This is a genomic window from Pseudomonas sp. 6D_7.1_Bac1, from assembly GCF_025465945.1.
In the GTDB taxonomy this organism is placed as follows: Bacteria; Pseudomonadota; Gammaproteobacteria; order Pseudomonadales; family Pseudomonadaceae; genus Aquipseudomonas.
In genome coordinates, this window is record NZ_JANLNW010000008.1 from 1 (window position 1) to 26,196 (window position 26,196).

A 26,196-nucleotide genomic window follows, 5' to 3' on the forward strand; every position below is an offset into this window, starting at 1 on the left:
GGGGTCACTGTGCGCATTCACTTCTCTTCACCTGGATTATCCCGATGAGCTCTGTGGCGGTTTTCAGCAAAGCCTCACCGTTCGACGCACTGCAGCGCTGGCTCCCCAAACTGGTTTTGGCGCCAAGCATGCTGATCGTCCTGGTTGGCTTTTACGGTTACATCATCTGGACGTTTGTTCTGTCCTTCACCAATTCCAGCTTCATGCCGAGCTACAAGTGGGTCGGCCTGCAGCAATACATCCGGTTGATGGAGAACGACCGCTGGTGGGTCGCGAGCAAAAACCTCGCGGTCTTCGGCGGCATGTTCATCGGTATCAGCCTGGTGCTCGGGGTATTCCTGGCGGTGCTGCTGGATCAGCGCATTCGCAAGGAAGGCTTCATCCGCACCATCTACCTGTACCCGATGGCGCTGTCGATGATCGTCACCGGTACCGCCTGGAAATGGCTGCTGAACCCGGGCCTGGGGCTGGACAAGATGCTGCGTGACTGGGGCTGGGAAGGTTTTCGCCTGGACTGGCTGGTGGATCAGGATCGTGTGGTCTATTGCCTGGTGATCGCCGCGGTATGGCAAGCCTCCGGGTTTGTGATGGCGATGTTTCTGGCCGGCCTGCGTGGTGTCGATCAGTCGATCATCCGTGCCGCTCAGGTCGACGGTGCGAGCCTGCCGACCATCTATTTGAAGATCGTCCTGCCGAGCCTGCGTCCGGTGTTTTTCAGCGCCTTCATGATCCTTGCGCACATCGCGATCAAGAGCTTCGACCTGGTGGCGGCGATGACGGCGGGTGGTCCGGGTTACTCCTCCGACCTGCCGGCGATGTTCATGTATTCCTTCACCTTCAGCCGTGGCCAGATGGGCATTGGTTCGGCGAGCGCGATGATGATGCTCGGCGCGATCCTGGCGATTCTGGTGCCGTACCTGTACTCCGAACTGCGAGGCAAGCGCCATGATTAATCAACCGCGTTTGAGCTTCAGTCGCGTGGCCATTTACGCCACCTTGTTACTGGCGGCGGCGGTCTACCTGATTCCACTGGTGGTGATGCTGCTGACCAGCTTCAAGTCCCCGGAAGACATCCGCACCGGCAACCTGCTGAGCTGGCCTCAAGTGATCGACGGCATTGGCTGGATCAAGGCCTGGGACGTGGTAGGTGGCTACTTCTGGAACTCGGTGAAAATCACCGTGCCGGCAGTGCTGATTTCGACCTTCATCGGTGCCATGAACGGTTATGTGCTGTCGATGTGGCGCTTCCGTGGCTCGCAATTGTTCTTCGGCCTGCTGTTGTTCGGTTGCTTCCTGCCGTTCCAGACCGTGCTGCTGCCAGCTTCCTTCACCGTCGGCAAGCTCGGCCTGGCCAATACCACCACCGGCCTGGTGCTGGTGCACATCGTCTACGGGCTGGCGTTCACCACGCTGTTCTTCCGCAACTACTACGTGAGCATTCCGGATGCGCTGGTGAAAGCGGCGCGGCTGGATGGCGCGGGGTTCTTCACCATCTTCGGGAAGATCCTGCTGCCGATGTCGATTCCAATCGTGATGGTCTGCCTGATCTGGCAATTCACCCAGATCTGGAATGACTTCCTGTTCGGCGTGGTTTTCGCCAGTGGCGATGCCCAGCCAATCACCGTGGCCCTGAACAACCTGGTCAACACCAGCACCGGGGTCAAGGAATACAACGTTGATATGGCGGCGGCGATGATCGCCGGGTTGCCGACACTGCTGGTCTACATATTCGCTGGCAAGTATTTCCTGCGTGGGCTGACGTCCGGCGCGGTCAAGGGGTAGAACATGGCAACTCTCGAATTACGTAACGTCAACAAGACCTACGGCAGCGGCTTGCCGGACACCCTGAAAAACATCGAACTGAAGATCGATGACGGTGAATTCCTGATCCTCGTCGGCCCGTCCGGTTGTGGCAAGTCGACCTTGATGAACTGCATCGCCGGCCTGGAAAACATCAGCGGCGGGGCGATTCTGGTGGACGACGCCGACATCAGCGGCATGAGCCCCAAGGATCGCGATATCGCCATGGTGTTCCAGTCCTACGCGCTGTACCCGACCATGAGCGTGCGCGACAACATCGCCTTCGGCCTGAAGATACGCAAAATGCCGGCCGCCGAGATCGACGAAGAAGTCGCTCGCGTCGCCAAGCTGCTGCAAATCGAACACCTGCTCAGCCGCAAGCCGGGTCAGCTTTCCGGTGGTCAGCAACAGCGCGTGGCCATGGGCCGTGCGCTGGCGCGGCGGCCGAAGATTTATCTGTTCGACGAACCGCTGTCCAACCTCGACGCCAAGCTGCGGGTCGAGATGCGCACCGAAATGAAACTGATGCACCAGCGCTTGAAAACCACCACGGTCTACGTGACGCACGACCAGATCGAAGCCATGACCCTGGGCGACAAGGTTGCGGTGATGAAGGACGGGATCATTCAGCAGTTCGGTACGCCAAAGCAGATCTACAACGACCCGGCCAACCTGTTCGTGGCGAGCTTCATCGGTTCGCCACCGATGAACTTCATCCCTCTGCGTTTGCAGCGCAAGGACGGCCGTCTGCTGGCGCTGCTCGACAGTGGCCAGGCGCGTTGCGAGCTGCCGCTGGGCATGCAGGACGCCGGCCTTGAGGATCGCGAAGTGATCCTTGGCATGCGCCCGGAGCAAATCGTTTTGGCGAACGGCGAGGCCAACGGCCTGCCGACCATTCGCGCTGAAGTCCAGGTTACCGAGCCGACCGGTCCCGACACCCTGGTGTTCGTCAATCTCAACGAAACCAAAGTCTGCTGCCGCCTGGCGCCTGACGTTGCGCCGGCCGTGGGCGAGACCCTGACCCTGCAATTCGATCCATCGAAAGTGCTGCTGTTCGATGCCAAGACGGGTGAGCGTCTGGGGACGGCCGGTCAAGCGCAAACCGAAGCGCGCGGCGACAACGTCGCTCAATTCAAAGGCAGATGAAGATCAAAAATGTGGGAGCGAGCCGGCTCCGGGCGGCGTTCCGACGATGACGGTGTGTCAGTCGACATCGATGTTGAATGAACGTCCGCTATCGCGAGCAGGCTCGCTCCCACAGGGGGATATGCGGCGCGCTGTTTGTCACTCGCCGCAACCGCTGTAAACCGCGTTAGATAAAAACAGTTAATAACAATAAAGACGAGGATGTAGGGATGAAGAAGAAAAACAACGCTCAGCTTATCTGCCAGTTGTCAGCTGTTGCGGTGATGACCATGGCCGGTAACGTACACGCGGCTGACGCGTTCAGCGCCGACTCCAAGTGGATGACGGGTGACTGGGGGGGCGAGCGGACCAAGCTGATCGAACAAGGTATCGACATCAAGGCGGACTACGTCGGTGAAGTGGGTGGCAACCTGCGCGGCGGCTACAACGACGACAAGACTGCGCGTTACGCCGACCAGTTTGGCCTGGGCGTGGCGTTGGACCTGCAAAAACTGATGGGCTGGGATAACACCCAGGCCAAGATCCAGCTCACCAATCGTAACGGTCAGAACATCTCCAATGACCGTGTCGGCGACCCGCGTGCCGGCACCTTGAGTTCCTCGCAGGAAGTCTACGGCCGTGGCCATATGGTCCGTCTGACTCAATTGTGGGTCCAGCATCAGTTCCTCGACAATAAACTGGACGTCAAAGCCGGTTACTTCGGCGAAGGCGAAGACTTCAACACCTTCCCTTGCGAGTTCCAGAACCTGGCATTCTGCGGTTCCCAAGCGGGTAACTGGGCGACCGGTATCTGGTTCAACTGGCCGGTCATGCAGGCGGCGCTGCGCGTGAAGTACAACATCACGCCTGAGTTCTATGCGCAGATCGGCGCGTACAACCAGAACCCATCGCAACTGGAGCACGGTAACGGCTTCAAGCTCAGCGGCAGTGGCACCAAGGGCACCGTCTTGCCAGTCGAACTGGTCTGGTCGCCGAAGGTCAACGACCTGCCGGGCGAATACCGTGTGGGTTACTACAAGAGCACGGCCGACGCCAATGACGTTCTCAAGGACAACAACGGTCAGGACGCCGCGACCACCGGTAACGGCTACCGCGTTCACGATAGCAAGCACGGCTACTGGTTCGTTGCGCAGCAACAACTCACCAGCCACAACGGTGACGCTTCACGCGGTCTGAACATCGCGGCCAACGCCACTTTCCATGACAAGGACACCAACGTCGTCGACAACTACCAGTCGCTGATGTTTGTGTACAAGGGCCCATTCGACGCACGTCCAAAAGATGACGTCGGGATCGGTTTTGCCCGTATCCATGTCAACGACGATGTGAAGAAAAACGCCGAGTTGGTCAACGCCGCCAATGGTGTCACCGACTACGACAATCCGCTGTTCTCGCCACTGCGTTCCACCGAGTACAACTACGAGATCAACTACGGTTTCCACGTTACCAACTGGCTGACTGTGCGTCCTAACCTGCAATACATCACTCACCCGGGCGGTGTCGATCAAGTCGACAACGCGGTGGTCGCCGGTTTGAAAATTCAGTCGGTGTTCTAACGCAGCTGCGATAAGCTCCTCTCCATGTGCGCATTTTGCGGACGGCCAAGGCTGTCCGCTTTTTTTTGGGGCGGCGCAGCCCCGTAGCTCCTATCGGTATGGCAATGATTTTCAGGACCGCGGCACATGCATGAGCATCCGCTACAACGCTTCTTCAAATCCCTGCGCGAGCGCCCGGTGTTTGCCTGGGAGCGCTATCAGCAGCGCGAGGTGCTGGTGATCGACCATCCGCTGTGTCAGGCGGTGTTCAGTCGTCAGGGTGCGCAGTTGCTGCATTTCCAGCCCAAGGGCCAAAAGCCCTGGCTCTGGTGCGCGGCGAAGTGGCCGCAGGTTGGGGCGATTCGCGGTGGCGTGCCGGTGTGCTGGCCGTGGTATGGCCGTCATCCGAGCGAAAACGCCTGGCCGTCCCATGGTTGGGCACGGCTGATCGACTGGAAGCTGATCGACAGCAGCAGCGATGACGACGGCGTGCGTCTGCATTGGCAATTGCAGCTATGTGACTGGCAGGTGGACCTGCACGCGCACTTGGGTGAGCGTATGGATTTGCGCCTGAGCACCGAGCATCAGGACAGTCTGCCGTGCCAACTGAGCCATGCATTGCACGCCTACTGGCGTATTGGTGACGTTGGTGAGGTAGCGCTGTCTGGACTCGATGGCGTGCAAGGTTATGACCAGCTCAAGCGTGAGTTTTGTGAGCAAAAAGGCGAGTTGCGGGTTGAGGGTGGCTGTCAGCGGGTGTTCCAGCACGAGGGCGAGTTGCAGCTCAAGGATCACGCCTGGCAGCGCCAGTTGTGCATCGACACCGGTGACAGCGCCGACACGGTGGTCTGGCATCCCGGGTCACGGCCGCTGCTGGGCGTGAGCTGGAATGAGATCTCGGAGTTTATCTGCGTAGAGGCGGCCAGTGGTGGCAGCGATAGCTTGAGCCTGGCCCCCGGGGAGCGGGCGCATTTGAGTTTGCAGGCGCGGGCGGGGGCTTAGCTCAGGGTAGGAGGCGTACTAGAGGGCTGCGTTTAAAAACAAGCAAGGATTATTCCTGGTTTTGTGAAAAGCGCCAGATATGTTTGTCAGATATACACCTCTTGCAATGTAGGAAGATGATGAGGGATAAATAGGATCCAATCTGGTACGGACGTTCCAAGATTTATGGTGACTATCACTGAACCTCCCCAGGCCTTGCAGTTTTCTCACCTGGAAAAACAGGAGCGAATGTTCCCGATTCGGGAGGTGGCGCGCCTGACGGGAGTCAATCCAGTGACCCTGAGGGCCTGGGAGCGACGTTATGGTTTGATTCAGCCGACACGCACTGAAAGTGGACATCGGCTGTATTCCATAACCGATATAGAGCGGGTTCGCAGCATTCTTGGCTGGATCGGACGGGGCGTGGCAGTCAGCAAAGTGGCCAGGATTCTGGCGAAGACCGGTGCGGTTCAGGTGCTGTCGAGCAGCATCCCGGATGAGCTGGTTCAGGCCGACTATGTCCAGTGGCAAACTCAGATCAAAGCAGCGCTCAGCCATTTTGACGATGTGGAGTTGGGGCAGATTTACGGCCAGGTATTTTCTACCTACTCACTGACGGTGACGTTCCAGGACATTTTAATGCCGCTGTGGGCGCAGTTACTCCAGCAACATGACCTGTTTGGACAAGCCAGCGAGTGGGTGATGCTGGATGGTTTCCTTCGAGCCAGGGTTCTCCAGCGTCTGGTTTTGATGCGAGGTTTGCAGTCGATACGGATAGTCATCGCAGCGATCGAGGGGCACTGTCGTGAGCTTGAGTTGCTGTTGGCTGCTTTGTATCTGGGCAGTAGCGAGGTGGGCGTCAGGGTGCTGGCACTGGGGCAGCCATTTGATGAGCTGACCCTGGTCTGTGAAAAGATCAAGCCGCACGCGCTGGTGCTGTTCTCCAATCAAGCGCCGACATCTGACTTCATACGCCGTCTGAATCGCCTGGCGATGGGCCTGGATTGCCGCCTGATGCTCGCCGGTGATTCGGCGGATCTGGCACAGGAAAGCCTGTCCGGGTCGTCGATTGGTTGTCTGGGAAGTGAAGGGGTGTTGATGCAGCAGCGTCTGCAGCAGTATCTCGCGGGAACGCTCGATACCTGACGCTCAGATGTGCAAGGCGGGATGTGTCAGGCGATGCTGCTGAAGGATGTACTGGCGCAGGCGTTCGGTTTCATCCTTGTCGCTCTGGCTGAGCCGATAGGCGTAATAGCCCTGTTCGGTTTCTCGTTCGTAAGCCCCGCGTAACGCAATGCGTTCGTAGCCCGAAGGGCTGAACCACAACGCAAAACTCTTCGGCGGTTTGGTCCGGTTACGGACTTCCAGCAAAATCCCTTTGAACGACACTTCGTGCACCCACAGCGTGCCGGGCTGGCCTTTGGCATTCTCTAGCGCTACGGGCTCCTCAAGCGCCAGGCGCCAAGGGCGAACCATCGGCCCGTCTTCGTAAATGCTCGGTACGCCCAGGCGCAAATGCAGGGCATGAAACTCATCCTCCACCAGGTGCAGTGGAAAGGTTATTTGCTGATTTTCGAAGTGTGCCTGGAGGGTCACCTGCTCATTGGCCGCCAGGCGTGTCAGCAAGTCGCGGATTTGCGATCCCCCATTAACCAACAGGCTCGACGTCGCATCGCGCACGTTGAGCTGCGGGTTGTGCTGCATGGTCTGGATGAAATCCAATTCATCCTGAGTCAGGAGGGCATCGCGGTGCATGGCTTGCTCGAAAGATATAATTACAAAGTCATTGGTGATTGTAGTTAATGACCATTAATTCGACAGCTTGTTTTGACCGTTTGTCGCTTTGAGTGCGTTCATTTTCTGTGTTGAATGAGGTACTGCATTTTATGACATGTTTACCAGCTGTCCACTGGCCGTCAGCGCCAGGGGAGAGGCAATCGCAGTTTCTTTACGCCAGCTGTTAATATCCCGGCCTTTTACTCAGCTTCAGGATCAGATTGATGAAAGTCGCCATCCTTTCCGGCTCGGTGTACGGCACGGCTGAAGAAGTCGCCCGGCATGCCGCCACCCTTCTCAAGGCTGCAGGTTTTGAAACGTGGCACAACCCGCGTGCAACCCTGGCCGATGTTCAGGCATTTGGGCCCGAAGCCTTTCTGGTCGTGACGTCGACCACCGGCATGGGCGAGTTGCCGGACAACCTGCAACCGCTGTATTCGATGATTCGCGATCAGTTGCCCGCCGCTTGGCGCGGTTTGCCGGGAGCGGTGATCGGTCTGGGGGATGCGAGCTACGGCGACACCTTTTGCGGTGGCGGCGAACAAATGCGCGAGCTGCTCGGTGAGTTGGGCGTGCGTGAAGTGCTGCCCATGCTGCGCCTGGACGCCAGCGAAAGCGTGACCCCGGAAACCGACGCCGAACCTTGGCTGGCGGAACTGATCAGCGCGCTGCGCGGCTGACCGGGTTGTTGAACCTGTTTGCAGCGCCGCTGTTGGCCCAGGTGTTGTGACAGCGTTCACGCCATTTAGCGGCCGACGGCTTGCTGACCCGGTAGGTCAGTAAGCTGGCTGCCAATGCAACTACACGAGTCCCGACAGCTGACTAAACTGCCTTCACACCCATAAAATAATAAAAACCGGAGGTCCTTGCCGTGAGTGTAGCCCCCGTTCAACCGACACCCGATGTCAAAGGCCAGGTCAGTGCCGCCGAGTGGCAAACCCGTGTGGATCTGGCGGCCTGTTATCGGCTGGTGGCCCTGTATGGCTGGGACGATCTGATCTTCACCCACATCTCGGCCAAGGTGCCGGGTACTGAAGATTTTTTGATCAATCCGTTCGGGATGATGTTTCACGAAATCACCGCGTCCAGCCTGGTCAAAGTCGATCAGGCCGGCAACAAGCTGATGGACAGCCCCTACGAGATCAATCCCGCCGGCTACACCATCCACAGTGCCGTGCATGAGGTGCGTCACGACGTGGTCTGTGTGCTGCACACCCACACGGCTGCCGGTGTGGCGGTTTCCGCGCAGAAGCAGGGCGTGTTGCCCATCAGTCAGCAGTCACTGTTTGTCCTGTCCAGCCTGGCGTATCACGCCTATGAAGGTGTCGCACTCAACCATGAAGAAAAGGTGCGCCTGCAAGCCGACCTCGGTGAAAACAATTTCCTGATGTTGCACAACCACGGGCTACTGACCTGTGGCAGCACCATTGCCGACACCTTTTTGATGATGTTCACCTTCCAGCGTGCCTGCGACATCCAGGTGCTGGCGCAGAACGGCGGGGCGCAACTGATTGCTATCGAACCGCAGATCCTGGCAGGCGCCAAGGCGATGATTGCCGGCGTGACCAAGAGCGCTCAAGGAATGGGCGGCGCGCTGGCCTGGCCGGCGTTGCTGCGCAAACTCGATCAACAAGCCCCGGGTTTCAGACTCTAATGCCACTCGCCGAGATTCCACTATGCGTCTGGCGCAAACGCGGCCAGAGCTTCGTCTTCCGTGGCCAGACCATCCGCTATTGGGTCGCCGGGCAGGGCGAACCTCTGTTGCTGCTCCACGGTTTCCCCACCGCCAGCTGGGATTGGCATTACCTGTGGCAGCCGTTAGCCCAGCGTTATCGGGTGATCGCTTGCGACATGCTCGGTTTTGGCGATTCGGCCAAGCCGATGGACCATGCATACTGCCTGTTGGAGCAAGCCGATTTGCAGCAGGCACTGCTGGAGCATTTGGGCGTCCGGTCGCCAGTTCACCTCCTGGCGCATGATTACGGTGACAGCGTGGCTCAGGAATTACTGGCCCGGCATGCTGAAGCGCGCATCGAGATTGGCAGTTGTGTGTTCCTCAACGGAGGCCTGTTTCCCGAGACTCATCGGCCGGTGTTGATGCAGAAACTGTTGCTCAGCCCATTGGGCTGGATGATCGGGCGGGCGTTTAGCCGGGATGGGCTGGTCAGGAGTTTCCGACAGATCTTTGGCCCCCAGACCCGTCCGAGTGAAAGCGAGCTGGATGATTTCTGGAGCCTGATCGACAACAACCACGGCACACACATCATGCACAAGCTGATCAACTACGTGCCGCAACGCCGCATGCAGCGGGAGCGCTGGCTCCGGGCCATGCAAGCTGGCGCCGTCCCGCTACGCGTGATTGATGGCGAAGCCGATCCGGTGTCCGGCGCCCATATGGTCGAACGTTATCGGCTGCTGATTCCCAATCCGGACACGGTGTTGCTGGCCGGGATTGGCCATTACCCGCAAATCGAGGCGCCGGTTCAGGTGCTCAAACACTACTTGGCATTTCGTGAGCAACTGAATCCCCCCGCGCTGAAGACTGCCTGTTCCTGACCGGTTCGAAAAAATCGCAGCCTGGACTCATCATCCCCCAGCCTTATTGCGCACCATTCAGCCTCAGCCCTGTTGATTGTGACCACTTGCACCGTGCCTGACACTCGGACTCACTGTCCCTGGCCTGCTGGAGTTTGGTAATGAAAGAGTCTGTGCGCTTCGAAGATAAAGTCGTGATCGTCACCGGTGCAGGCGGCGGCCTCGGACGGGCTCATGCGCTGTTGTTCGCCAGGCAGGGCGCCAAGGTACTGGTCAACGATCTCGGTGGCTCGGCTCAAGGTGAAGGTGCCAATGCGTCGGCAGCCGACCGTGTGGTGGCAGAGATTCGTGAGGCTGGCGGCACTGCCGTGGCCAACCACGATTCGGTGACCGACGGCGACAAACTGGTGCAGCACGCCCTCGATGCCTTTGGCCGCATCGACGTGGTGGTCAACAACGCCGGGATTCTGCGCGACAAGACGTTCCACAAAATGGACGACAGCGATTGGGACCTGGTTTACCGCGTCCATGTCGAAGGTGCTTACAAAGTCACCCGCGCCGCGTGGCCGCACATGCGTGAGCAAAACTACGGTCGAGTGATTTTCACCGCTTCGACCTCGGGCATCTATGGCAACTTCGGCCAGTCCAACTACGGTATGGCCAAACTCGGCCTGTATGGTCTGACCCGCACCCTGGCCATCGAAGGCCGCAAGAACAACATTCTGGTCAACGCCATCGCACCCACGGGCGGTACGCGCATGACCGAAGGCCTGATCCCGCCGCAAGTCTTTGAACAGCTGAAACCGGAACTGGTCAGCCCACTGGTGGTGTATCTGGCCAGCGAAAACTGCCAGGAAACCTCCGGCCTGTTCGAAGTCGGTGGTGGCTGGATGGGCAAAGTGCGCTGGGAGCGCAGTCTCGGCGCCGGGTTTGATCCGCGTGAGGGGTTCTCGCCAGAAGACGTTGCTGCCCATTGGGAGCAGATTTGCGACTTCGAAGGTGCAGCGCATCCCAAGGACAACATTGAGGCGCTGAAGGAAATGATGGCGAATTTGCAGAAGTATTCGCTTTAAGAAATCTGGGCCACCAAGCCGCACAGATGCGACTTGGTGGCTTCTCCGGCGTGTTTGGCTAGCCGTATCGATTTTCTGTTACGAAGCTGGGGGCTTTCCAATTAAGGCCTTTAGTCGCCAGCCCTTTTTCTCCCTTTGCCAATACCCCGTTTTCGAAGAGTCGTGCATAGACGCGTTGAAGTTCTCCGTGTCGGGTAGCTTCAGGTTTGTATCTCCCTATCATCATGTCCAAATGGGGCGTTGCTTTTACCAGTGCGAAGACCGTAACGATATCTTCCAGAGATTCATTCTTCACAATTTGCTCAATAGTATTCATTACCACATCTCCTTCAGAAATCTTTGATAGTCGCGTTTATCTTGTTCCTCTGCGGCGGCTAGTGCATTCGGCGTATAGAGTAGCGAGGGATCGTCTTTCAGTTTGAAGTCTTCCAACGTTGCAGTATGAACATTATTCCATACCGAGGAGTCTGCATCAGGCATCTCAGTGTCTCCATAGCCCAGAGCTCTAAATCTTTCGAGTTCCCTTATTTCATGAGTGTAGAAGCGTTTATCGGTGTCAGTTATCTCAAGCTCTCCTTTGAGAATTCTCTCCAGCCGATCGATCATCACTTTATTGGCATCAGACGGAAGAAACCGAGACGTATGCAAATTGACCATATTGACTCCTTCTTGGGAGGCGGTTGCAGACCGCCACTCCATTTCTAAAACTGGCCCACCTGTCTGTTCAGGATTGAAATCACGTCCGCTGTGTTCTCCCTCGACAACTGCTCCCTCATATGGGCTGTTGAACACAACATAGAGCGGCGGAATGCCCGAATCAGCCGGAAACACCGTGATGAAGCCACCAAAACTATAGAGATCCAACTCCGGAAATACATCGATCCGTCCTTCGACGGCAGTCACGGTAGTGCCGTTATAAACGAAAATGTTCGGCTCGCTCTTTGGAAGCGTAGTTGACGCGTTGTCCGGTTCCACAATTGGCGTCCAGGTCATGCCGGTGGACGACGCATCGGGGGTGTAGGACCTGTAGACGTTTATATCCGGATCGCGGGTGGCGAGCCGCACCGGCACTTTAGAAGGCACCGTCGTTCCGTTCGTGACTGCAACAAAGAACTCCGTTGTGTTGCCCACAGCTTTGGAGCCAATAGCCACCGGCAGTTCAATTTCTCCATTCACCGCCGCAATGACGTGCAAGTCATGGAGATCGTCGGGTGTGAGATCTGAAAGCGGAACGCTCAAGGCGTGAAGGTCACTGTTAGCCAATGGTGAGGGGAACAGCAGCGCCGCAAACCCGCCAATAATCGCGCCTGCCGAGGCGGTTGCTGCTGTGATCACGGCCGACACAGCCGTTCGCAGAGCCGCTTTCAAGGCAAGATTGGTCTCTATGCTTGTGGCAAGGTTTCCCGCTGCAACAGTAAAAACCGGTCCAACCGCGGCAGCGTGACCTGATACGGGAAACGGGCGATTGATCTGGGCGTTTTCAAGCGACGCTATTAGCGATCTAAGCCTCGCGGACTGTGCCTCTCGTTCTGCTCGTGCCTTTGCCGCATTTTCTTCTCGTGCTTTAGCTTCTTGCGCTATGCGCACCTGTTCGGCTAGCGCCGCGAGATGCGCTTGTTCGGCAGCGACGTGCCGCGCGGCTGCTTCTGCTGCAACCTGAGCCTGCTCGTTGGCCAATCGCTGAGCTTGTGCCAATGCTGCAACCCGCGCCTGCTCTCGAGTCTGGGCCTCTGCTTGCGCGTTCATATGTGCCAATTGTGCTGCGACCCTCTGAGCTTCCTGTTCCGCAGCCATACGGGCCTGATCATCTGCCTGAACAGCGCGGAGAAAGTTCTGCACATTGACGGATTGCTGGTTGAGCAACTGGATCGTTTGGGACAACAGGCGTGCGTCGTGGGCCGCCCTGTATGACGCGGTCCAGGCCTGCATCGCAGAGTCGACCGACTTTCCCATGGTCGAGGCTCTTGGGTGGAACTCATGCAAAGACCTGCCAATGGGGTCGACGCCATAAAAACTATTGGCGATCGCCGTTTTGCCATGAAACTCAGCGGTCTTTCGAAGCAACAGCGTGTGACGCACGCCCAACTCGCGAATGATCGCGTCGGCGGGTGGAAGCGGGGCGGTTGAACCTTCCAGTCTTGTTGCGGCCAGTTCATGCTCAATGGTCTGCGGTAGTTGACTTATTCGGATTGCATACTCCTGCTCCGAAGTCTGGATGACGGCCAGCAAGGTGTTAAAAGTTGTATCGACTATCGAATGGAAACCGAAGTGACCGCTGTAAGGAATGGTTGCAAAGTCGTTGCTGAAACCTCCACCTATGAGATCTATACCGGGTGGTGGCTGAGCACCAATGTAGAGTGCTTGAAGTTCCAGGGGAGGGTTTTGCATATTCATATCCTTTTGAATGTGCGCGATGTTTTAAAAGTAATAGTCTTGTTGTATATGGGGATGTTGCTTTGTGTGATTTAAAGTTACATCAGAAATAGAGGTTGTGGGTCTGAGAGGTGCGTGAGTCGTTACACGCAATGTTGAGTGAGGTTTCGACGGCACGGGAATAAAGACAGGATTATCGCTGGAGTAAAAAGATGTTTCTTATAGGACTTGCGGAAACTTATTGTAGGAAAACGAAAGGTCGTCGTTTACCGGAATGCCACCCATAAAAAAGGCCGCTGCAAACGCAGCGGCCAAGGTAAGACGTTGGATCCAGGAGCTACAAATCAACGTCAGTGAACACGGGACGATGAGCTGAAAAGGTTTCAATTCATCTGGATTCTGTCGCTCATCAGGCGGGAGGGTCACACCTCGGTACTCAGTGCTTTCGGCCCCACCATTGCCCTGAACGCCCGGCAAGAATAAGTGCTTATCGCCAAAGGAAAAATAGCGATTCGGTACAATGACTGTTACAACCTCGACAACAGTCGCGGCCACATACACCGTAGCAGCTGGCGAAGCCTGCGTTCGAGTGCGTAGCGCTCGTAAATCCTGACTGCAAGGTTGTCCTGACAAATCGTGGTGCCTGATTTCACGACGGCTTCGCCGCCGAACGCAGCCTTCGCCAGCTGCGACGGAATCCGTGTCTGGACCACGCCATGCGCGCCACTGATAACCCTTCATCCAGCCCATCCATGCCCGGCGTAAAACCCCGGCCCATGCGGGGATTCATCCTTTGGAGGTACAACGCGAATACCTCCTTGGTGCGCTTATCTCGCCCATAAGGCGGCAGTAGGGTGAGGCCTTCTGTCACTCACCGGGGAAGACGCATGACAAAAACAATAATGCGCGCCATCTTCACGCCGCAGGCGCTCGCCGTTGCGGTTGCCTTGGGTTGTTGCGCCCAGGCGCAGGCCGTCGATTTCAATATCGGGGAAATCGAAGGCACATTCGATTCTTCGCTGTCGATCGGCGCAAGCTGGGGCATGCGTGATGCCGACAAATCGCTGGTTGGCATCGTCAACGGCGGCACCGGCCAGTCATCGACCGGTGACGATGGGCGTTTGAACTTCAAGAAAGGGCAAGCCTATTCGGAAATCTTCAAGGGCATCCATGACCTCGAACTGAAATACGGCGATAGCGGCGTCTTCCTGCGGGGTAAATACTGGTACGACTTCGCGCTGCAAAACCGCGACCTGGAATTCAAGAACGTCAGCAACGACGACCGCAAGGAGGGCGCCAAATCTTCCGGTGGGGAGATCCTCGATGCCTTTGTCTATCACAACTACTCCATCGCCGACCTGCCGGGCACCGTACGCGCCGGTAAGCAGGTGGTCAGTTGGGGCGAAAGTACTTTCATCGGCAACTCGATCAACAGCATTAACCCCATCGACGTCTCGGCATTTCGCCGTCCCGGAGCGGAAATCAAGGAAGGCCTGATTCCGGTCAACATGCTGTTTGCCTCCCAAGGGCTGACCGACCAGCTCACGGTGGAAGGTTTCTATCAGTTGCAGTGGGACGAGACCGTTCTGGATAACTGCGGCACCTTCTTCGGCGTCGACGTGGCGGCTGAAGGCTGCACCAAGGGTTACACCGTCGGCAGCCCGGCGATTGCACCGTTGCAGCCGATTGCCGCAGCTTATGGCCAGGGCTTCGAAGTCAGCCGCGAAGGGGTGATCGTCCAGCGCGCCAGCGACCGTGATGCCCGTAATTCCGGGCAGTGGGGTACAGCGCTGCGCTGGCTCGGCGACGATACCGAGTACGGCCTGTACTTCATGAATTACCACAGTCGCACCCCGATTGTCGGCACCATCACTGCTGGCCGCTCGACGCTGTCAGCGCTCCCCGGCATTGTCGGCACCGCCAACTCGATTGCCCCGGGCACCGGTTCCGCCCTGGCGCAAAGCGTGATGCTCGGACGCGGCCAGTACTACCTCCAATACCCGGAAGACATTCGCCTGTACGGCGCGAGCTTCGCGACCACCTTGCCCACAGGCACAGCCTGGACCGGAGAAATCAGCTATCGGCCAAACGCTCCGATTCAGGTCAACACCAATGACCTGACGCTGGCACTGCTCAACCCGATTGCCGGTGGCGCCGCGTCGCCGATCAAGACCACGCCAGGCGCGGATAACAGTGGCTTTCGGCGCAAGGAAGTGACCCAGGTGCAAAGCACCCTGACGCACTTCTTCGACCAGGTACTCGGCGCGGAACGCTTGACCGTAGTCGGCGAGGCGGCGGTGGTGCGGGTCGGTGGTCTGGAGCCGCGCAGCCAATTGCGTTACGGCCGGGACTCGGTCTACGGCCAGTACGGCTTCGGCGGCGACACCGACGGTTTTGTCACCTCGATGTCCTGGGGGTATCGCGCGCGGGCGATCCTTGATTACGCCAACGTGATTGGCGGGATCAACCTCAAGCCCAACCTCTCCTGGTCCCACGACGTCAGCGGTTACGGCCCCAACGGTTTGTTCAACGAGGGGGCCAAGGCCGTGAGCCTTGGGGTCGATGCCGACTACCGCAACACCTACACCGCGAGCCTCAGTTACACCGACTTCTTCGGTGGCCATTACAACACCCTGACGGACCGCGACTTCCTCGCGTTGAGCGTCGGCGTGAACTTCTGATTTGTCTGAGAAGGATGATTTTATGCGCAAGATGATTCTGCAATGCGGTGCCCTGGCCCTGAGCTTGTTGGCAGCCAACGTGATGGCGGCAGTCTCGCCTGAAGAAGCCGCAAAACTGGGTACCAGCCTGACGCCGCTTGGCGCCGAGAAAGCCGGGAACGCCGACGGTTCGATTCCGGCCTGGACCGGTGGCATCCCTAAAAATGCCGGTGCGGTAGACAGCAAAGGCTTTTTGGCGGACCCGTTCGCCAGTGAAAAACCACTGTTCACCATCACCACGGCCACGGTCGACAAATACAAGGACAAACTTTCGGACGGTCAGGTGGCGATGTTCAAACGCTACCCGGACACCTACAAGATCCCGGTCTACCCGACCCACCGCACGGTGGCCGTGCCGCCGGACATCTACGAGTCGGCCAAGCGCAGCGCGCTGAACGTCACCAGCATCAACGACGGTAACGGTTTGGCCAACTTCACCGGTAACCGTTACTACGCCTTCCCGATTCCGAAGAACGGCGTCGAGGTGTTGTGGAACCACATCACCCGTTATCACGGCGGTAATTTAAAACGCATCATCACTCAGGTGACCCCGCAGACCAACGGCGCCTACACACCGATTCGCTTCGAGGAGGAGATCGCCGTACCGCAACTGATCAAGGATATTGATCCGGAAAAGGCCGCCAACGTGCTGACCTTCTTCAAGCAGTCGGTGACCGCGCCGGCCCGCTTGGCCGGTAACGTCCTGCTGGTTCACGAAACCCTTGATCAGGTGAAAGAGCCGCGCCTGGCGTGGATCTACAACGCTGGACAACGTCGCGTACGCCGTGCTCCGCAAGTGGCGTACGACGGGCCGGGCACCGCCGCCGACGGTCTGCGGACCTCGGACAACTTCGACATGTTTTCCGGTGCGCCGGATCGCTATGACTGGAAGCTGATCGGCAAGAAGGAAATGTACATTCCGTACAACAGCTACAAGCTCGATTCACCGAGCCTGAAGTACGACGATGTGATCAAGGCCGGGCACATCAACCAGGACTTGACCCGCTATGAGCTGCACCGGGTCTGGGAAATTGTCGGCACGGTCAAACCGAGCGAGCGGCACATCTACGCCAAACGCCACATGTACCTCGACGAAGACAGCTGGCAGGTGGCGCTGGTGGACCACTACGACGGTCGCGGTCAACTCTGGCGTGTGGCCGAGGGGCATGCCCAGTTCTACTACGATCACCAGACACCGGCTTACACGCTGGAAGCGCTCTACGACATCATCGCCGGCCGTTACATTGCCCTGGGGATGAAGAACGAAGAGAAGCACAGCTTCGAATTCGGCTTCGACGCCAAGGCTGCCGACTACACCCCGGCAGCCTTGCGCGCCGAGGGCGTTCGGTAAGGTTTTTGACCCATCGGCTGAGTAAAAGGTGACCTGCGGGTCACCTTTTTTATGGGCACCAATCAGCGCCCTGAATGTTTCTCAACAAGGCACTGGCAGAGGGATAGGGTTGCGTCACAACTATAAAAAGGCACACTGCAATGACCGCCATGACTCAGTGTCTGGACCGTCCAGGATTCCTGCCCCGTTTGTCTTCCCTGCACCTGCCGCGCAAGCGCCTGACCCAGCCGTTGCTGACGTCAACTGCACGGGTGAAATGGCTCTGCGCTCCCGCAGGCAGCGGTAAAAGTGCGCTGTTCGCCGAGTGCCTGCTGCAGAGGCCACCGCAGTGCATGGTTTACTGGTTGCCCTTGAACGGCGTGCTGCAAACTCCCGCCGAGTTCTGTCGAACGTTGGCGCAAGCGTTAGGGCTTGCGGTGCAAGACGAGCCGAGTCTGTTGGCGTACCTGATGCGATTGCAGACACCGACCTGGTTGTTTCTCGATGACTATTGCCGCGAACCGGCTCCGGAGCTGGACGCCTTGCTTGATCGCCTGCTGGCCCTCAGCAGCCCGGCCCTGATCTGGTGGCTGGGTGGGCGACGACGTCCGCATTGCAACTGGCCGCGCTTGTTGCTTGATGACGATTTGTACGAGTGTGCAAGCGCTGAGCTCGCATTCAACCGTGAAGAAATCCAGCAGTTGATCGATAAGCTCCCGCACCCTATGTGTGCGAACGCCAGTGAACGAATCTTTCAGCGCAGTGGTGGTTGGTGCGCCAGCGTGCGGGTCGCCTTGCTCGATGGCAGCGGGAGCAGTGCCACTGAACTCAAGCAAGAGCGTTCGGCGACCTTGCTCGATTACCTCGATTACGAGTTGTTCAGCGTTCTGTCACCGGAACTGTCCGAAGCCTGGCGAGTGCTCGCCCATCTGCCACGATTCAACGTCGGGCTCTGCGAGCATCTGTTTGGCGCGGGCGAGGGGGGGCAATGGTTACGAACCTTGCAGGAACTCGGTTGCTTCATCGAGCCCTGGGAGGACTCGGCAGACTGGCTGCAGGTGTTCCCGCCGCTGGCGAAGCTGGTGCGCGATGTTGAATGGGAGGCAGGCCGCTCGTGGCATCGTCGGGCCTGTCAGTGGTTCATGGCCGGGCAAGACTGGCAAGTGGCGTTCGAGCAGGCACTATTGGCCGAAGAGTTCGAGGTCGCGGTCAGCCTGTTGCAGCACTTCAGTTTCGAGCATTTGTTCCAGCATCAGAATGTGCTGTTGCTGCTGCGCCTGCATGAACGACAAGGTGCCGACTTGATGTTGGGCAGTGCGCAGTTGGTCGGGTTGATCACGGCTGCATTGTTGTTCGCTGGCCGCTTCGAGCAGGCGGGCGTCTGTATTGAGCAAATGGCGCGATTCGCACCGCAACCGTCGGCCAGTTTGCAGCGTCAACTGGTGGCGCGCTGGCAGGCGCAGCAGGGTTGGTTGTTGCACCTGCAAGGGCAGATGGATCCCGCGCGTGCACATTTTCTCGAGGCGTTGACCGAGCTGCCAGCCATCGCCTGGCCGGCACGTTTGCTGTGCTTGTCCGGGTTGACTCAGCAAGCCTTGCTCAAGGGTGAACTCGATGTGGCTCAGGCGTTCAATCGCCAGGCGTTGTGCCTGGCGCGAGCCCAGGGGGCGCTGCTGTTCGAGGGCTTGCTGGAGCTTGATCACGCGCAGTTGCTTGAGCAGCGCGGTGCTGCGCATCGCGCCGAAAGCCTGTTAGGCAGCATCAATGAATTGCTTTGCCAGCAAGCCAAATACGCTACGCCATTGCTGGGGCGGATTGCCTTGCGTCGTGGGCGGCTGGCCCTGAGTCAAGGCCATGACGCGCAAGCTGCCGAGTTTTTTGAGTCGGGACTCCAGGCGTGTGTGCACAGTCAGGACAAGCGTGCGTTGTACGGTTTTCTGGGGCTGGCCCAAGTGGCCGCCAATCGGGGCGATTACGCGCAGGCCTTCGTCTGCTTGCGAGATGCGGAGCGAATGATGCAGCGCCAGCACATTCCCGATACCGTTTATCGCGGTGTGCTGCTGCAAGTCAGCAGCCACTTCTGGTTGCAGCAGGGGCGCCCGGAGTTGGCCCACGAGGCCCTGACACGGGTGCTACGCCACTATCACGGGCCCGACGCACGACAGGCTCCGCCAGCGACGCTGGAGTTGATCCCGGGTCTGGAATATCTGTTGATACTGGCCGAGGTTCATCTGGGGCAGGCGCAAGCACCTTTGGCCCGACTCGAGACCCAGTTACAGTGCGCACGACAGCGGGGGATGTCGGGGCTGCAAGCGCAAGTGCATCTGGTGATGGCCGAAGTCGCCTGGCTGACGGGCAACCTGTTGTCTGCCCGGCAGTCGTTGCAAGAAGGATTGGCACTGGTCGAGCGCTGCAACGTGCAACAGGCGTTGCGTGATGTGCAGTTGCGTCAGCCACGGTTACTGGACGCTCTTGAATGTGTCGAGTCGGGTAGTCGTCCGCAGGCCCAGGCCCTTGCGCACAGTCCGTTGAGTCAGCGTGAAATAGAGGTGCTCAAGCTAGTGGCCCAAGGTAACTCGAACCAACAAATTGCCGATCTGTTATTCATATCCTTACATACAGTAAAAACCCATGCGCGACGAATTAATGGGAAGTTGGGTGTGGAGCGTAGAACTCAGGCTGTTGCTCAGGCAAAGTTTTTGGGGGTGCTGGGTTAGTTAAAATTTATAGTGGTGTTTATGGGGAGGCTTGTAATACAAGATTGGAAAGATATTGGGTTTTGATACCTGATGGGTTGTGCTCTAGATTGGCGCTCTTAAATAAGTGAGCGGCGGTTTGCCGTTTTATAAAGTGCCAAAAGGAAGAGTGCATGAATATCAAGGTTCCAATAACAATGCCGGTTGACAGGGTTCAGGAAGAACTTCCACGTCCATCGAAACGAGTAATGGCTGAGCAACCTCACCATATACCGGACTGGTTGCAGCGTGCCAGTGAAGAAGATCGTCAGTATTATCTTAATACAGAACAATCCCTGGCAAAAAATGAGCAGGTGCTGGAGAAGCTGCTGGCAGAAATCAAATCCCTCAAGGCTTGCGCACATTTCTTTGCTCAAGAGTTGGTCAGAACGCTTACCGGGGAACTCATCGACCCGGAGCGGATTTTCGTCAATGCTCGCCATACGTTCTATGTCGGGCAGCAGAAGGTCGTTCAGCGCAATCGGCTGACCCTTCCCGAGTTCCTGCTCAATGGTCTGCATGATGTGGCCTCTTTTCCTCTGGAGATCGTCCTCGAAGGTGAGGCGCTGCCTTCAGGCTTTACTGAGGAAGACCTCCTGGAGGCGATGAGAGGCCCGCGTCTGCGTCCGTGGTATGCCGAAAAGTTTGAAGAGAAATACCGAAATGAAGCCGTATTGCACGCTCTGCAGGCGGTGTTGGACAGTCGTACGGACCTGAGCTCGTTCAGCGCCAAACTGCAGGGGCATATCAGCACCGATAGCTTCGACATCGTCGATCGTGCCAGTCAGGGTATCGGACAAAACTCCCTGGGAAGTCTTTCGCTTATTGGTTCAAAAGTCGCCTTCCGGGGGATGATCGTTTATTGCGGACCGGAAGGTGAAGACGGTCCTTGCGTTCTCTATTCGCCGGAAGCTCCTGGGGGCCAGGTCTGGTACGAGTTCATCAGCATCAGGCAACTGAATACCCATATCATCCACCTGACGCGTCAGCCCGAAGGACGCAGCTACCTGCTCCAGCAGTCTCATGTCAGTGATCGAGACGCTGGTCTCGATGCGTATTTCAGGGATGTACAGGAGTTACCGAGCCAGTGGGGCGGTATCCAGCGCGACCCTTGGCCGGTGTCCGGTCCCGGCGCGTTACGCCAGGCTGTTTTGCTCGATGTCGGTTGGCTGAGGGGTGAAATGGCAGCGGTCATTCCCGCTGGTTATAGCTCGGCCTCGTCTGACCAACAAGGGTATTTCGCCCGGTTGAACACCGAGCTTAAAGCGTTGACCCGGCTTGCCACCCGCGAGACAGCGCTGATCAGCTACGAGAAGTTTGCGTTCAACCTCGTTAAACAGAGGGTTGAAGATGTTCTGACGGAATACGATGAAACAGTCGTCGTGAATCCCGATCTGATGGTGGTGGAACTGGATGAGTCGCAAGAGATGAGCTTGTCTCAACTCATCATCAAAGAACATCACATTACGGAAGAGAGCGGGCCGATCCATAACCCGGGACTCTACCCAAGACTGCGTTTGTCATATGGCCATCCAGCCATTTCTGATCAGTTGATGTCCGACGTATTGATGAAATACATCGTGGGCTGGTCGAAGACCTTGCGTCCGGGTGAGCGCTATATCGACATGCTGTCCACGGACTATCTGGATAAAAATGCGCCTGGTTACGCACTGAAGCGCGACGTGCATGTGAACGTGCAACTGCATGAAATGCAGCGCGCCGCGTTATCGGAACTCTTCAGCGGTAGGCTTGATCAGCAACAACGTTGGAGTATCTATGAGGCCGTTGAGCGGTTGCGCGATGAGGGGGCGTATGAAGACCCCGAGTCCCCTCAGCGCAACGGTGTGTACACGTTTCATCTGGAGGGCGGCAGGATCGAGGGCGTTTATGTTTTTCGCCTGATGAACAACGGTGTGGCCGAGGACTTGTTGTATACCCCTCATGCCCCGGATGACCGATGGTTTCGACCGTTGGCCGAGTTCGCCAAGTCGGTGAAGGTGAAAGGGTTAGGCAGTTATTACTGTAAGCGCGCCAAGTTCACTGACCAGCGGAAGGTTAACACTTACATCGAAAAAGTGCAGCGCAGCAGTGCCTACGTCGAGCCGCCGCGGCTGCAACTTGATAACCGTGTACATGACTTTTCTCTTTCTTACGCTGATATGATCAATCAGGTCATTGATGGTGTGGATGCTCAAACCACGAGTCTTGCCGAGTTGGTTGGCAAGCTGGTTTACGACGCGGCAGTAGCGGCAGTCACTGTTGTAGGCTGTGTGTTCCCGCCGATCGGTTTTGGACTGAGCGCCGTGGTGATTGCAAAAGGGGTGTTCGAAGGGGCCAAGGCTTATCACGAAGGTGATTATAAGGCGCTGTTCTCCAGCTACCTGGATTGCATGCTGGAACTGACTACGATGCGCATTGGCAAGTTGGGTTTTTCGCAGGTGCAGAAGGCGATTGCCAAGCGGTTAGGCGATGCGAATACCTGTTTGAGCGTGGTCTCTGCGTGCACCGGAAAAACAGTGGATCTGGCGGTGATGACGGCGTTGATGAAGGAGGCACTTGAGGAGCCTGAATCCAGCGAGCAGACGCTGCTGGAGTAAACACAGGCGTTCAGCGCCGAACGATTTAACCGACGACGGGCTCATAGCCCATCCGCCAACTCACGGCCCGGGTCGCCGCCAGCAATCGCTGCGCCGCCGGGCCGTTTTCGTCGGCGTGAAACAACGAAGTCGGGCCGACGATTGTCAGCACCGCCGCCACCTGGCCGACCGCATTGAACACCGGTGCCGAGAGCGCATCGACTCCCGGCATCAGCAAACCATGGACATGATGCAGACCGCGTTCGCGGATCTGTTCGCACAAGGTTGCGTAGGCCTGCCCGTCAGCCAAGGGATGGGCGGTCGTTGCTTGCAGTTCCAACGCACGTAGTTCAACGGTTTCGCGATTCGGCAAAAAAGCGCTGAACACCAGACCGGTGGATGAACTGAGCAGGGGCAGCACCGAACCCAGTTGCGTCACCACCGTCACTGCCCGCACCGCTGGTTCGATATGCACCACGGTCGCGCCCTGGTTGCCCCACACCGCCAAAAAGCAGGTTTCATTCAAGTCGTCGCGCAACTCGGCCAGCGGCAGGGCGGCGACTTTCAGCACGTCCATACTGTTTAAAGCGGCCAGGCCAACGCGCAAGGCTTCGCGGCCGAGGCCGTAATGGTTGGTGGCGGTGTTTTGCTCGGCAAAACCGCTGGCGATCAGCGCCTGCAAATAGCGGTGAACCTTGCTCGCTGGCATTTGCACGTGTTCGGCCAGACGCGACAACGACGTCGACGGCGACAACTCGGCCAAGGCCTTGAGGATGTCGGTGCCGACCTCTGCCGAGCGGACTTTCTGTTTACCGTTGCTGTCGCTGGTGCTCATGGAGGCGGTGTAATCCTGGGACGAATGGGCGTCTTTATAACTTGACGGTCAATACCAATCAAATTACGTTATGCGTAATCTGATTACGATAAAAATAACCTGGGCCTGCCAAGACTTCTGAACAAGAAGCCATGGGCTACGGCCTACTCCCTGTTCAGGAGGCTCCATGAACCTCGATTCAACGGCGCCGGCGCTGGCTTATCAGTCAGGCTTCGGTAACGAATTCAGCAGTGAAGCGCTGCCCGGCGCACTGCCCGTCGGCCAGAACTCCCCGCAAAAAGCCCCTTACGGTCTCTACACCGAATTGTTCTCTGGCACCGCGTTCACCATGGCGCGCAGCGAAGCGCGACGCACCTGGATGTACCGCATTCAGCCGTCGGCCAATCACCCGGCGTTCGTCAAGCTGGAGCGGCAATTGGCTGGCGGACCGTTGGGCGAAGTGACACCCAATCGCCTGCGCTGGAACCCGTTGGACATTCCTGGCGAACCGACCGACTTCATCGACGGTCTGGTGAGCATGGCCGCCAACTCGGGTTCGGAAAAACCGGCCGGGATCAGCATCTATCACTACCGCGCCAATCGCTCCATGGAGCGGGTGTTCTTCAACGCCGATGGCGAGTGGTTGCTGGTGCCGGAGTCAGGTCGGTTGCGCATCGTCACCGAGCTTGGCGTGCTGGAACTGGAACCGCTGGAAATCGCCGTGCTGCCACGCGGTTTGAAGTTCCGCATCGAACTGCTTGACCCACAAGCCCGTGGCTACCTGGCCGAGAACCATGGTGCGCCGCTGCGCCTGCCGGACCTCGGGCCGATTGGCAGCAACGGCCTGGCCAATCCACGGGACTTCCTGACCCCGGTCGCTTATTACGAAGACCTCAAGCAACCGACCACCCTGGTGCAGAAATTCCTGGGTGAGTTGTGGGGCTGCGAGCTCGACCATTCGCCGCTGAACGTGGTCGCCTGGCACGGTAATAACGTGCCGTACAAATATGACCTGCGCCGCTTCAACACCATCGGTACGGTCAGCTTCGATCATCCGGATCCATCGATCTTCACCGTGCTGACCTCGCCGACCAGTGTTCACGGTCTGGCCAACCTCGATTTCGTGATCTTCCCGCCGCGCTGGATGGTCGCCGAAAACACCTTCCGTCCACCGTGGTTTCACCGCAACCTGATGAACGAATTCATGGGCCTGATCCAGGGCACCTACGACGCCAAGGCTGAAGGCTTCCTGCCGGGTGGCGCATCGTTGCACAGTTGCATGAGTGCTCACGGGCCGGATGGCGATACCTGCACCAAGGCCATTAACGCCGAGCTTGCGCCGAGCAAAATCGACAACACCATGGCCTTCATGTTTGAGACCAGCCAGGTATTGCGCCCAAGCCGTTTCGCCCTCGATTGCCCGCAATTGCAAAACACTTACGATGCTTGCTGGGCCTCGCTGCCCGCTACTTTCAACCCAAATCGGAGATAACCCATGACTCAGACCACCCCCACTCGTAGCTGGGTTGCCTCCGCCAACGGCCACGCAGACTTCCCGCTGCAAAACCTGCCGCTGGGCGTGTTCAGCACACAGGGTTCGGCGCCGCGCAGCGGTGTGGCGATCGGTGAGCATATTTTCGATCTGCAAGCGGCGCTCGAAGCCGGTCTGTTTGACGGTGCCGCGCGCACCGCAGTGGAAGCCACCCGTGGCGGTCAGTTGAACGCTTTCTTCGACCTCGGTCGTGGTGCTCGTGTTGCCTTGCGTGAGCGTCTACTGGAACTGTTCGCCGAAGGCAGCACCCTGCACGGCAAGATCGAAGCCCAAGGCGCGAAACTGCTGCCATTGGCCGCCGATTGCCAGATGCACCTGCCAGCAAAGATCAATGACTACACCGACTTCTACGTCGGCATCGAGCACGCGCAAAACGTCGGCAAACTGTTCCGCCCGGACAACCCGTTGCTGCCGAACTACAAGTACGTGCCGATTGGCTATCACGGCCGTGCGTCGACCATTCGCCCGTCCGGCACTGACGTGCGTCGTCCGAAAGGCCAGACCCTGCCGGCCGGCCAGACCGAGCCGACGTTTGGCCCATGCGCTCGCCTGGACTATGAACTGGAGCTCGGCATCTGGATCGGCCAGGGCAATGAGATGGGCGATTCGATTGCCATCGGTGATGCTGCCGAGCACATCGCCGGTTTCTGCTTGCTCAACGACTGGTCGGCGCGCGACATCCAGGCCTGGGAATACCAGCCGCTGGGTCCGTTCCTGTCGAAAAGCTTCATCACCAGCATCTCGCCATGGGTCGTCACCGCTGAAGCACTGGAACCGTTCCGCCGTGCCCAACCGGCGCGTCCGGAAGGCGACCCGCAGCCGCTTCCGTACCTGTTCGACAAACGCGATCAGGCGGCGGGTGCCTTTGATATCGAACTGGAAGTGCTGCTGATCACTGAAGCCATGCGTGAACAGAATCTGCCCGCCCATCGCCTGACGCTGAGCAACACCCAACACATGTACTGGACCGTGGCGCAAATGGTCGCGCACCACAGCGTCAACGGTTGCCAGTTGCAGGCCGGCGACCTGTTCGGTTCGGGCACCTTGTCGGGGCCGCAAAACGGTCAGTTCGGCAGTCTGCTGGAAATCACCGAAGGCGGTAAAAAACCGATCGAACTGGCCTCGGGCGAGGTGCGCAAGTTCCTTGAAGACGGCGACGAAATCATCCTGCGTGCACGTTGCAGCCGTGACGGTTTCGCCTCCATTGGTTTCGGCGAATGCCGCGGCAAAATCCTGCCAGCGCGCTAAGA

20 protein-coding genes are annotated in these 26,196 nt (G+C 58.1%); 16 read left to right on the forward strand and 4 right to left on the reverse strand.

Annotated elements, in window-relative coordinates; translation table 11 throughout:
• Positions 1–44: 44 nt before the first annotated feature.
• From NTD87_RS02295 to NTD87_RS02320, 6 genes are all read left to right on the forward strand, one after another.
• Positions 45–953, forward strand: coding sequence for a carbohydrate ABC transporter permease (locus NTD87_RS02295; protein WP_262111715.1), 909 nt, complete (start codon positions 45–47; stop codon positions 951–953).
• Positions 946–1,782, forward strand: coding sequence for a carbohydrate ABC transporter permease (locus tag NTD87_RS02300; protein ID WP_262111586.1), 837 nt, complete (start codon positions 946–948; stop codon positions 1,780–1,782). Before NTD87_RS02295 ends, NTD87_RS02300 begins: the two co-directional genes overlap by 8 nt.
• Before the next feature lie 3 nt (positions 1,783–1,785).
• The gene (locus NTD87_RS02305) at positions 1,786–2,946 is read left to right on the forward strand and encodes an ABC transporter ATP-binding protein (RefSeq protein ID WP_262111588.1); all 1,161 of its coding nucleotides are present in this window, start codon (positions 1,786–1,788) and stop codon (positions 2,944–2,946) included.
• A gap of 209 nt (positions 2,947–3,155) precedes the next feature.
• A complete protein-coding gene (locus NTD87_RS02310; RefSeq protein WP_262111590.1) occupies positions 3,156–4,502 on the forward strand; it encodes a carbohydrate porin in 1,347 nt (448 codons plus the stop codon).
• Between the two features lie 126 nt (positions 4,503–4,628).
• Positions 4,629–5,483 (forward strand): D-hexose-6-phosphate mutarotase, encoded by an 855-nt coding sequence (locus tag NTD87_RS02315; RefSeq protein WP_262111591.1) that lies wholly within the window; start codon positions 4,629–4,631, stop codon positions 5,481–5,483.
• 165 nt (positions 5,484–5,648) lie between these two features.
• Positions 5,649–6,608: a MerR family transcriptional regulator gene (locus tag NTD87_RS02320; protein ID WP_262111592.1), complete on the forward strand. Its 960-nt coding sequence runs from the start codon at positions 5,649–5,651 to the stop codon at positions 6,606–6,608.
• Between the two features lie 3 nt (positions 6,609–6,611).
• Here NTD87_RS02320 and NTD87_RS02325 read toward each other — a convergent pair whose 3' ends face one another.
• Positions 6,612–7,217 (reverse strand): hypothetical protein, encoded by a 606-nt coding sequence (locus NTD87_RS02325; protein WP_262111594.1) that lies wholly within the window; start codon positions 7,215–7,217, stop codon positions 6,612–6,614.
• A gap of 245 nt (positions 7,218–7,462) precedes the next feature.
• On the opposite strand from NTD87_RS02325, the gene NTD87_RS02330 reads away from it, so the two are divergent.
• The 4 genes from NTD87_RS02330 to NTD87_RS02345 all read left to right on the forward strand — a co-directional run bounded on the left by NTD87_RS02330 (position 7,463) and on the right by NTD87_RS02345 (position 10,846).
• Entirely contained in the window at positions 7,463–7,918 is a 456-nt protein-coding gene (locus NTD87_RS02330) for a flavodoxin (RefSeq protein WP_262111595.1), read from the forward strand.
• 191 nt (positions 7,919–8,109) lie between these two features.
• On the forward strand, positions 8,110–8,892 hold the full coding sequence (locus NTD87_RS02335; RefSeq protein WP_262111596.1) for a class II aldolase/adducin family protein: 783 nt from the start codon (positions 8,110–8,112) through the stop codon (positions 8,890–8,892).
• Positions 8,892–9,794, forward strand: a complete 903-nt coding sequence (locus NTD87_RS02340) for an alpha/beta fold hydrolase (protein WP_262111597.1) — start codon at positions 8,892–8,894, stop codon at positions 9,792–9,794. The genes NTD87_RS02335 and NTD87_RS02340 overlap by 1 nt, the downstream gene beginning before the upstream one ends.
• A gap of 140 nt (positions 9,795–9,934) precedes the next feature.
• Entirely contained in the window at positions 9,935–10,846 is a 912-nt protein-coding gene (locus NTD87_RS02345; protein WP_262111598.1) for an SDR family oxidoreductase, read from the forward strand.
• A 58-nt stretch (positions 10,847–10,904) separates the two neighbouring features.
• Here the strand turns inward: NTD87_RS02345 and NTD87_RS02350 are convergent, their stop codons facing one another.
• The gene (locus tag NTD87_RS02350) at positions 10,905–11,162 is read right to left on the reverse strand and encodes a hypothetical protein (protein WP_262111599.1); all 258 of its coding nucleotides are present in this window, start codon (positions 11,160–11,162) and stop codon (positions 10,905–10,907) included.
• Entirely contained in the window at positions 11,162–13,234 is a 2,073-nt protein-coding gene (locus NTD87_RS02355; RefSeq protein ID WP_262111600.1) for an S-type pyocin domain-containing protein, read from the reverse strand. The genes NTD87_RS02350 and NTD87_RS02355 overlap by 1 nt, the downstream gene beginning before the upstream one ends.
• Before the next feature lie 872 nt (positions 13,235–14,106).
• Between NTD87_RS02355 and NTD87_RS02360 the strand changes: the two genes are divergently transcribed.
• The 4 genes from NTD87_RS02360 (at position 14,107) to NTD87_RS02375 (ending at position 22,601) form a co-directional block, all read left to right on the forward strand.
• Positions 14,107–15,900: a DUF1302 domain-containing protein gene (locus tag NTD87_RS02360; RefSeq protein WP_262111601.1), complete on the forward strand. Its 1,794-nt coding sequence runs from the start codon at positions 14,107–14,109 to the stop codon at positions 15,898–15,900.
• Positions 15,901–15,922: 22 nt separating this feature from the next.
• Positions 15,923–17,290 carry a DUF1329 domain-containing protein gene (locus NTD87_RS02365; protein ID WP_262111602.1) on the forward strand — a complete coding sequence of 456 codons (1,368 nt, stop codon included), beginning with the start codon at positions 15,923–15,925 and terminating at the stop codon, positions 17,288–17,290.
• A gap of 140 nt (positions 17,291–17,430) precedes the next feature.
• Positions 17,431–19,986: a LuxR C-terminal-related transcriptional regulator gene (locus NTD87_RS02370; RefSeq protein ID WP_262111603.1), complete on the forward strand. Its 2,556-nt coding sequence runs from the start codon at positions 17,431–17,433 to the stop codon at positions 19,984–19,986.
• A gap of 152 nt (positions 19,987–20,138) precedes the next feature.
• A complete protein-coding gene (locus NTD87_RS02375) occupies positions 20,139–22,601 on the forward strand; it encodes a dermonecrotic toxin domain-containing protein (RefSeq protein WP_262111605.1) in 2,463 nt (820 codons plus the stop codon).
• A 25-nt stretch (positions 22,602–22,626) separates the two neighbouring features.
• Here NTD87_RS02375 and NTD87_RS02380 read toward each other — a convergent pair whose 3' ends face one another.
• Positions 22,627–23,415 carry an IclR family transcriptional regulator gene (locus NTD87_RS02380; protein ID WP_262111608.1) on the reverse strand — a complete coding sequence of 263 codons (789 nt, stop codon included), beginning with the start codon at positions 23,413–23,415 and terminating at the stop codon, positions 22,627–22,629.
• A 166-nt stretch (positions 23,416–23,581) separates the two neighbouring features.
• Between NTD87_RS02380 and hmgA the strand changes: the two genes are divergently transcribed.
• Entirely contained in the window at positions 23,582–24,886 is a 1,305-nt protein-coding gene (gene hmgA, locus NTD87_RS02385) for a homogentisate 1,2-dioxygenase (RefSeq protein ID WP_262111612.1), read from the forward strand.
• Between the two features lie 3 nt (positions 24,887–24,889).
• Positions 24,890–26,194, forward strand: coding sequence for a fumarylacetoacetase (fahA, locus tag NTD87_RS02390; protein WP_262111614.1), 1,305 nt, complete (start codon positions 24,890–24,892; stop codon positions 26,192–26,194).
• The last annotated feature ends 2 nt before the right edge of the window (positions 26,195–26,196 follow it).

Excerpts from the sequence above, each read along its gene's own strand:
- NTD87_RS02320 (WP_262111592.1), top strand. The coding sequence starts at position 5,649 with ATGGTGACTATCACTGAACCTCCCCAGGCCTTGCAGTTTTCTCACCTG.
- NTD87_RS02345 (WP_262111598.1), top strand. The coding sequence starts at position 9,935 with ATGAAAGAGTCTGTGCGCTTCGAAGATAAAGTCGTGATCGTCACCGGT.
- hmgA (WP_262111612.1), top strand. The coding sequence starts at position 23,582 with ATGAACCTCGATTCAACGGCGCCGGCGCTGGCTTATCAGTCAGGCTTC.
- NTD87_RS02325 (WP_262111594.1), bottom strand. The coding sequence starts at position 7,217 with ATGCACCGCGATGCCCTCCTGACTCAGGATGAATTGGATTTCATCCAG.
- NTD87_RS02375 (WP_262111605.1), top strand. The coding sequence starts at position 20,139 with ATGAATATCAAGGTTCCAATAACAATGCCGGTTGACAGGGTTCAGGAA.
- fahA (WP_262111614.1), top strand. The coding sequence starts at position 24,890 with ATGACTCAGACCACCCCCACTCGTAGCTGGGTTGCCTCCGCCAACGGC.
- NTD87_RS02295 (WP_262111715.1), top strand. The coding sequence starts at position 45 with ATGAGCTCTGTGGCGGTTTTCAGCAAAGCCTCACCGTTCGACGCACTG.
- NTD87_RS02355 (WP_262111600.1), bottom strand. The coding sequence starts at position 13,234 with ATGCAAAACCCTCCCCTGGAACTTCAAGCACTCTACATTGGTGCTCAG.
- NTD87_RS02365 (WP_262111602.1), top strand. The coding sequence starts at position 15,923 with ATGCGCAAGATGATTCTGCAATGCGGTGCCCTGGCCCTGAGCTTGTTG.
- NTD87_RS02300 (WP_262111586.1), top strand. The coding sequence starts at position 946 with ATGATTAATCAACCGCGTTTGAGCTTCAGTCGCGTGGCCATTTACGCC.
- NTD87_RS02380 (WP_262111608.1), bottom strand. The coding sequence starts at position 23,415 with ATGAGCACCAGCGACAGCAACGGTAAACAGAAAGTCCGCTCGGCAGAG.
- NTD87_RS02360 (WP_262111601.1), top strand. The coding sequence starts at position 14,107 with ATGACAAAAACAATAATGCGCGCCATCTTCACGCCGCAGGCGCTCGCC.
- NTD87_RS02315 (WP_262111591.1), top strand. The coding sequence starts at position 4,629 with ATGCATGAGCATCCGCTACAACGCTTCTTCAAATCCCTGCGCGAGCGC.
- NTD87_RS02330 (WP_262111595.1), top strand. The coding sequence starts at position 7,463 with ATGAAAGTCGCCATCCTTTCCGGCTCGGTGTACGGCACGGCTGAAGAA.
- NTD87_RS02310 (WP_262111590.1), top strand. The coding sequence starts at position 3,156 with ATGAAGAAGAAAAACAACGCTCAGCTTATCTGCCAGTTGTCAGCTGTT.
- NTD87_RS02340 (WP_262111597.1), top strand. The coding sequence starts at position 8,892 with ATGCCACTCGCCGAGATTCCACTATGCGTCTGGCGCAAACGCGGCCAG.
- NTD87_RS02305 (WP_262111588.1), top strand. The coding sequence starts at position 1,786 with ATGGCAACTCTCGAATTACGTAACGTCAACAAGACCTACGGCAGCGGC.
- NTD87_RS02370 (WP_262111603.1), top strand. The coding sequence starts at position 17,431 with ATGACCGCCATGACTCAGTGTCTGGACCGTCCAGGATTCCTGCCCCGT.
- NTD87_RS02350 (WP_262111599.1), bottom strand. The coding sequence starts at position 11,162 with ATGAATACTATTGAGCAAATTGTGAAGAATGAATCTCTGGAAGATATC.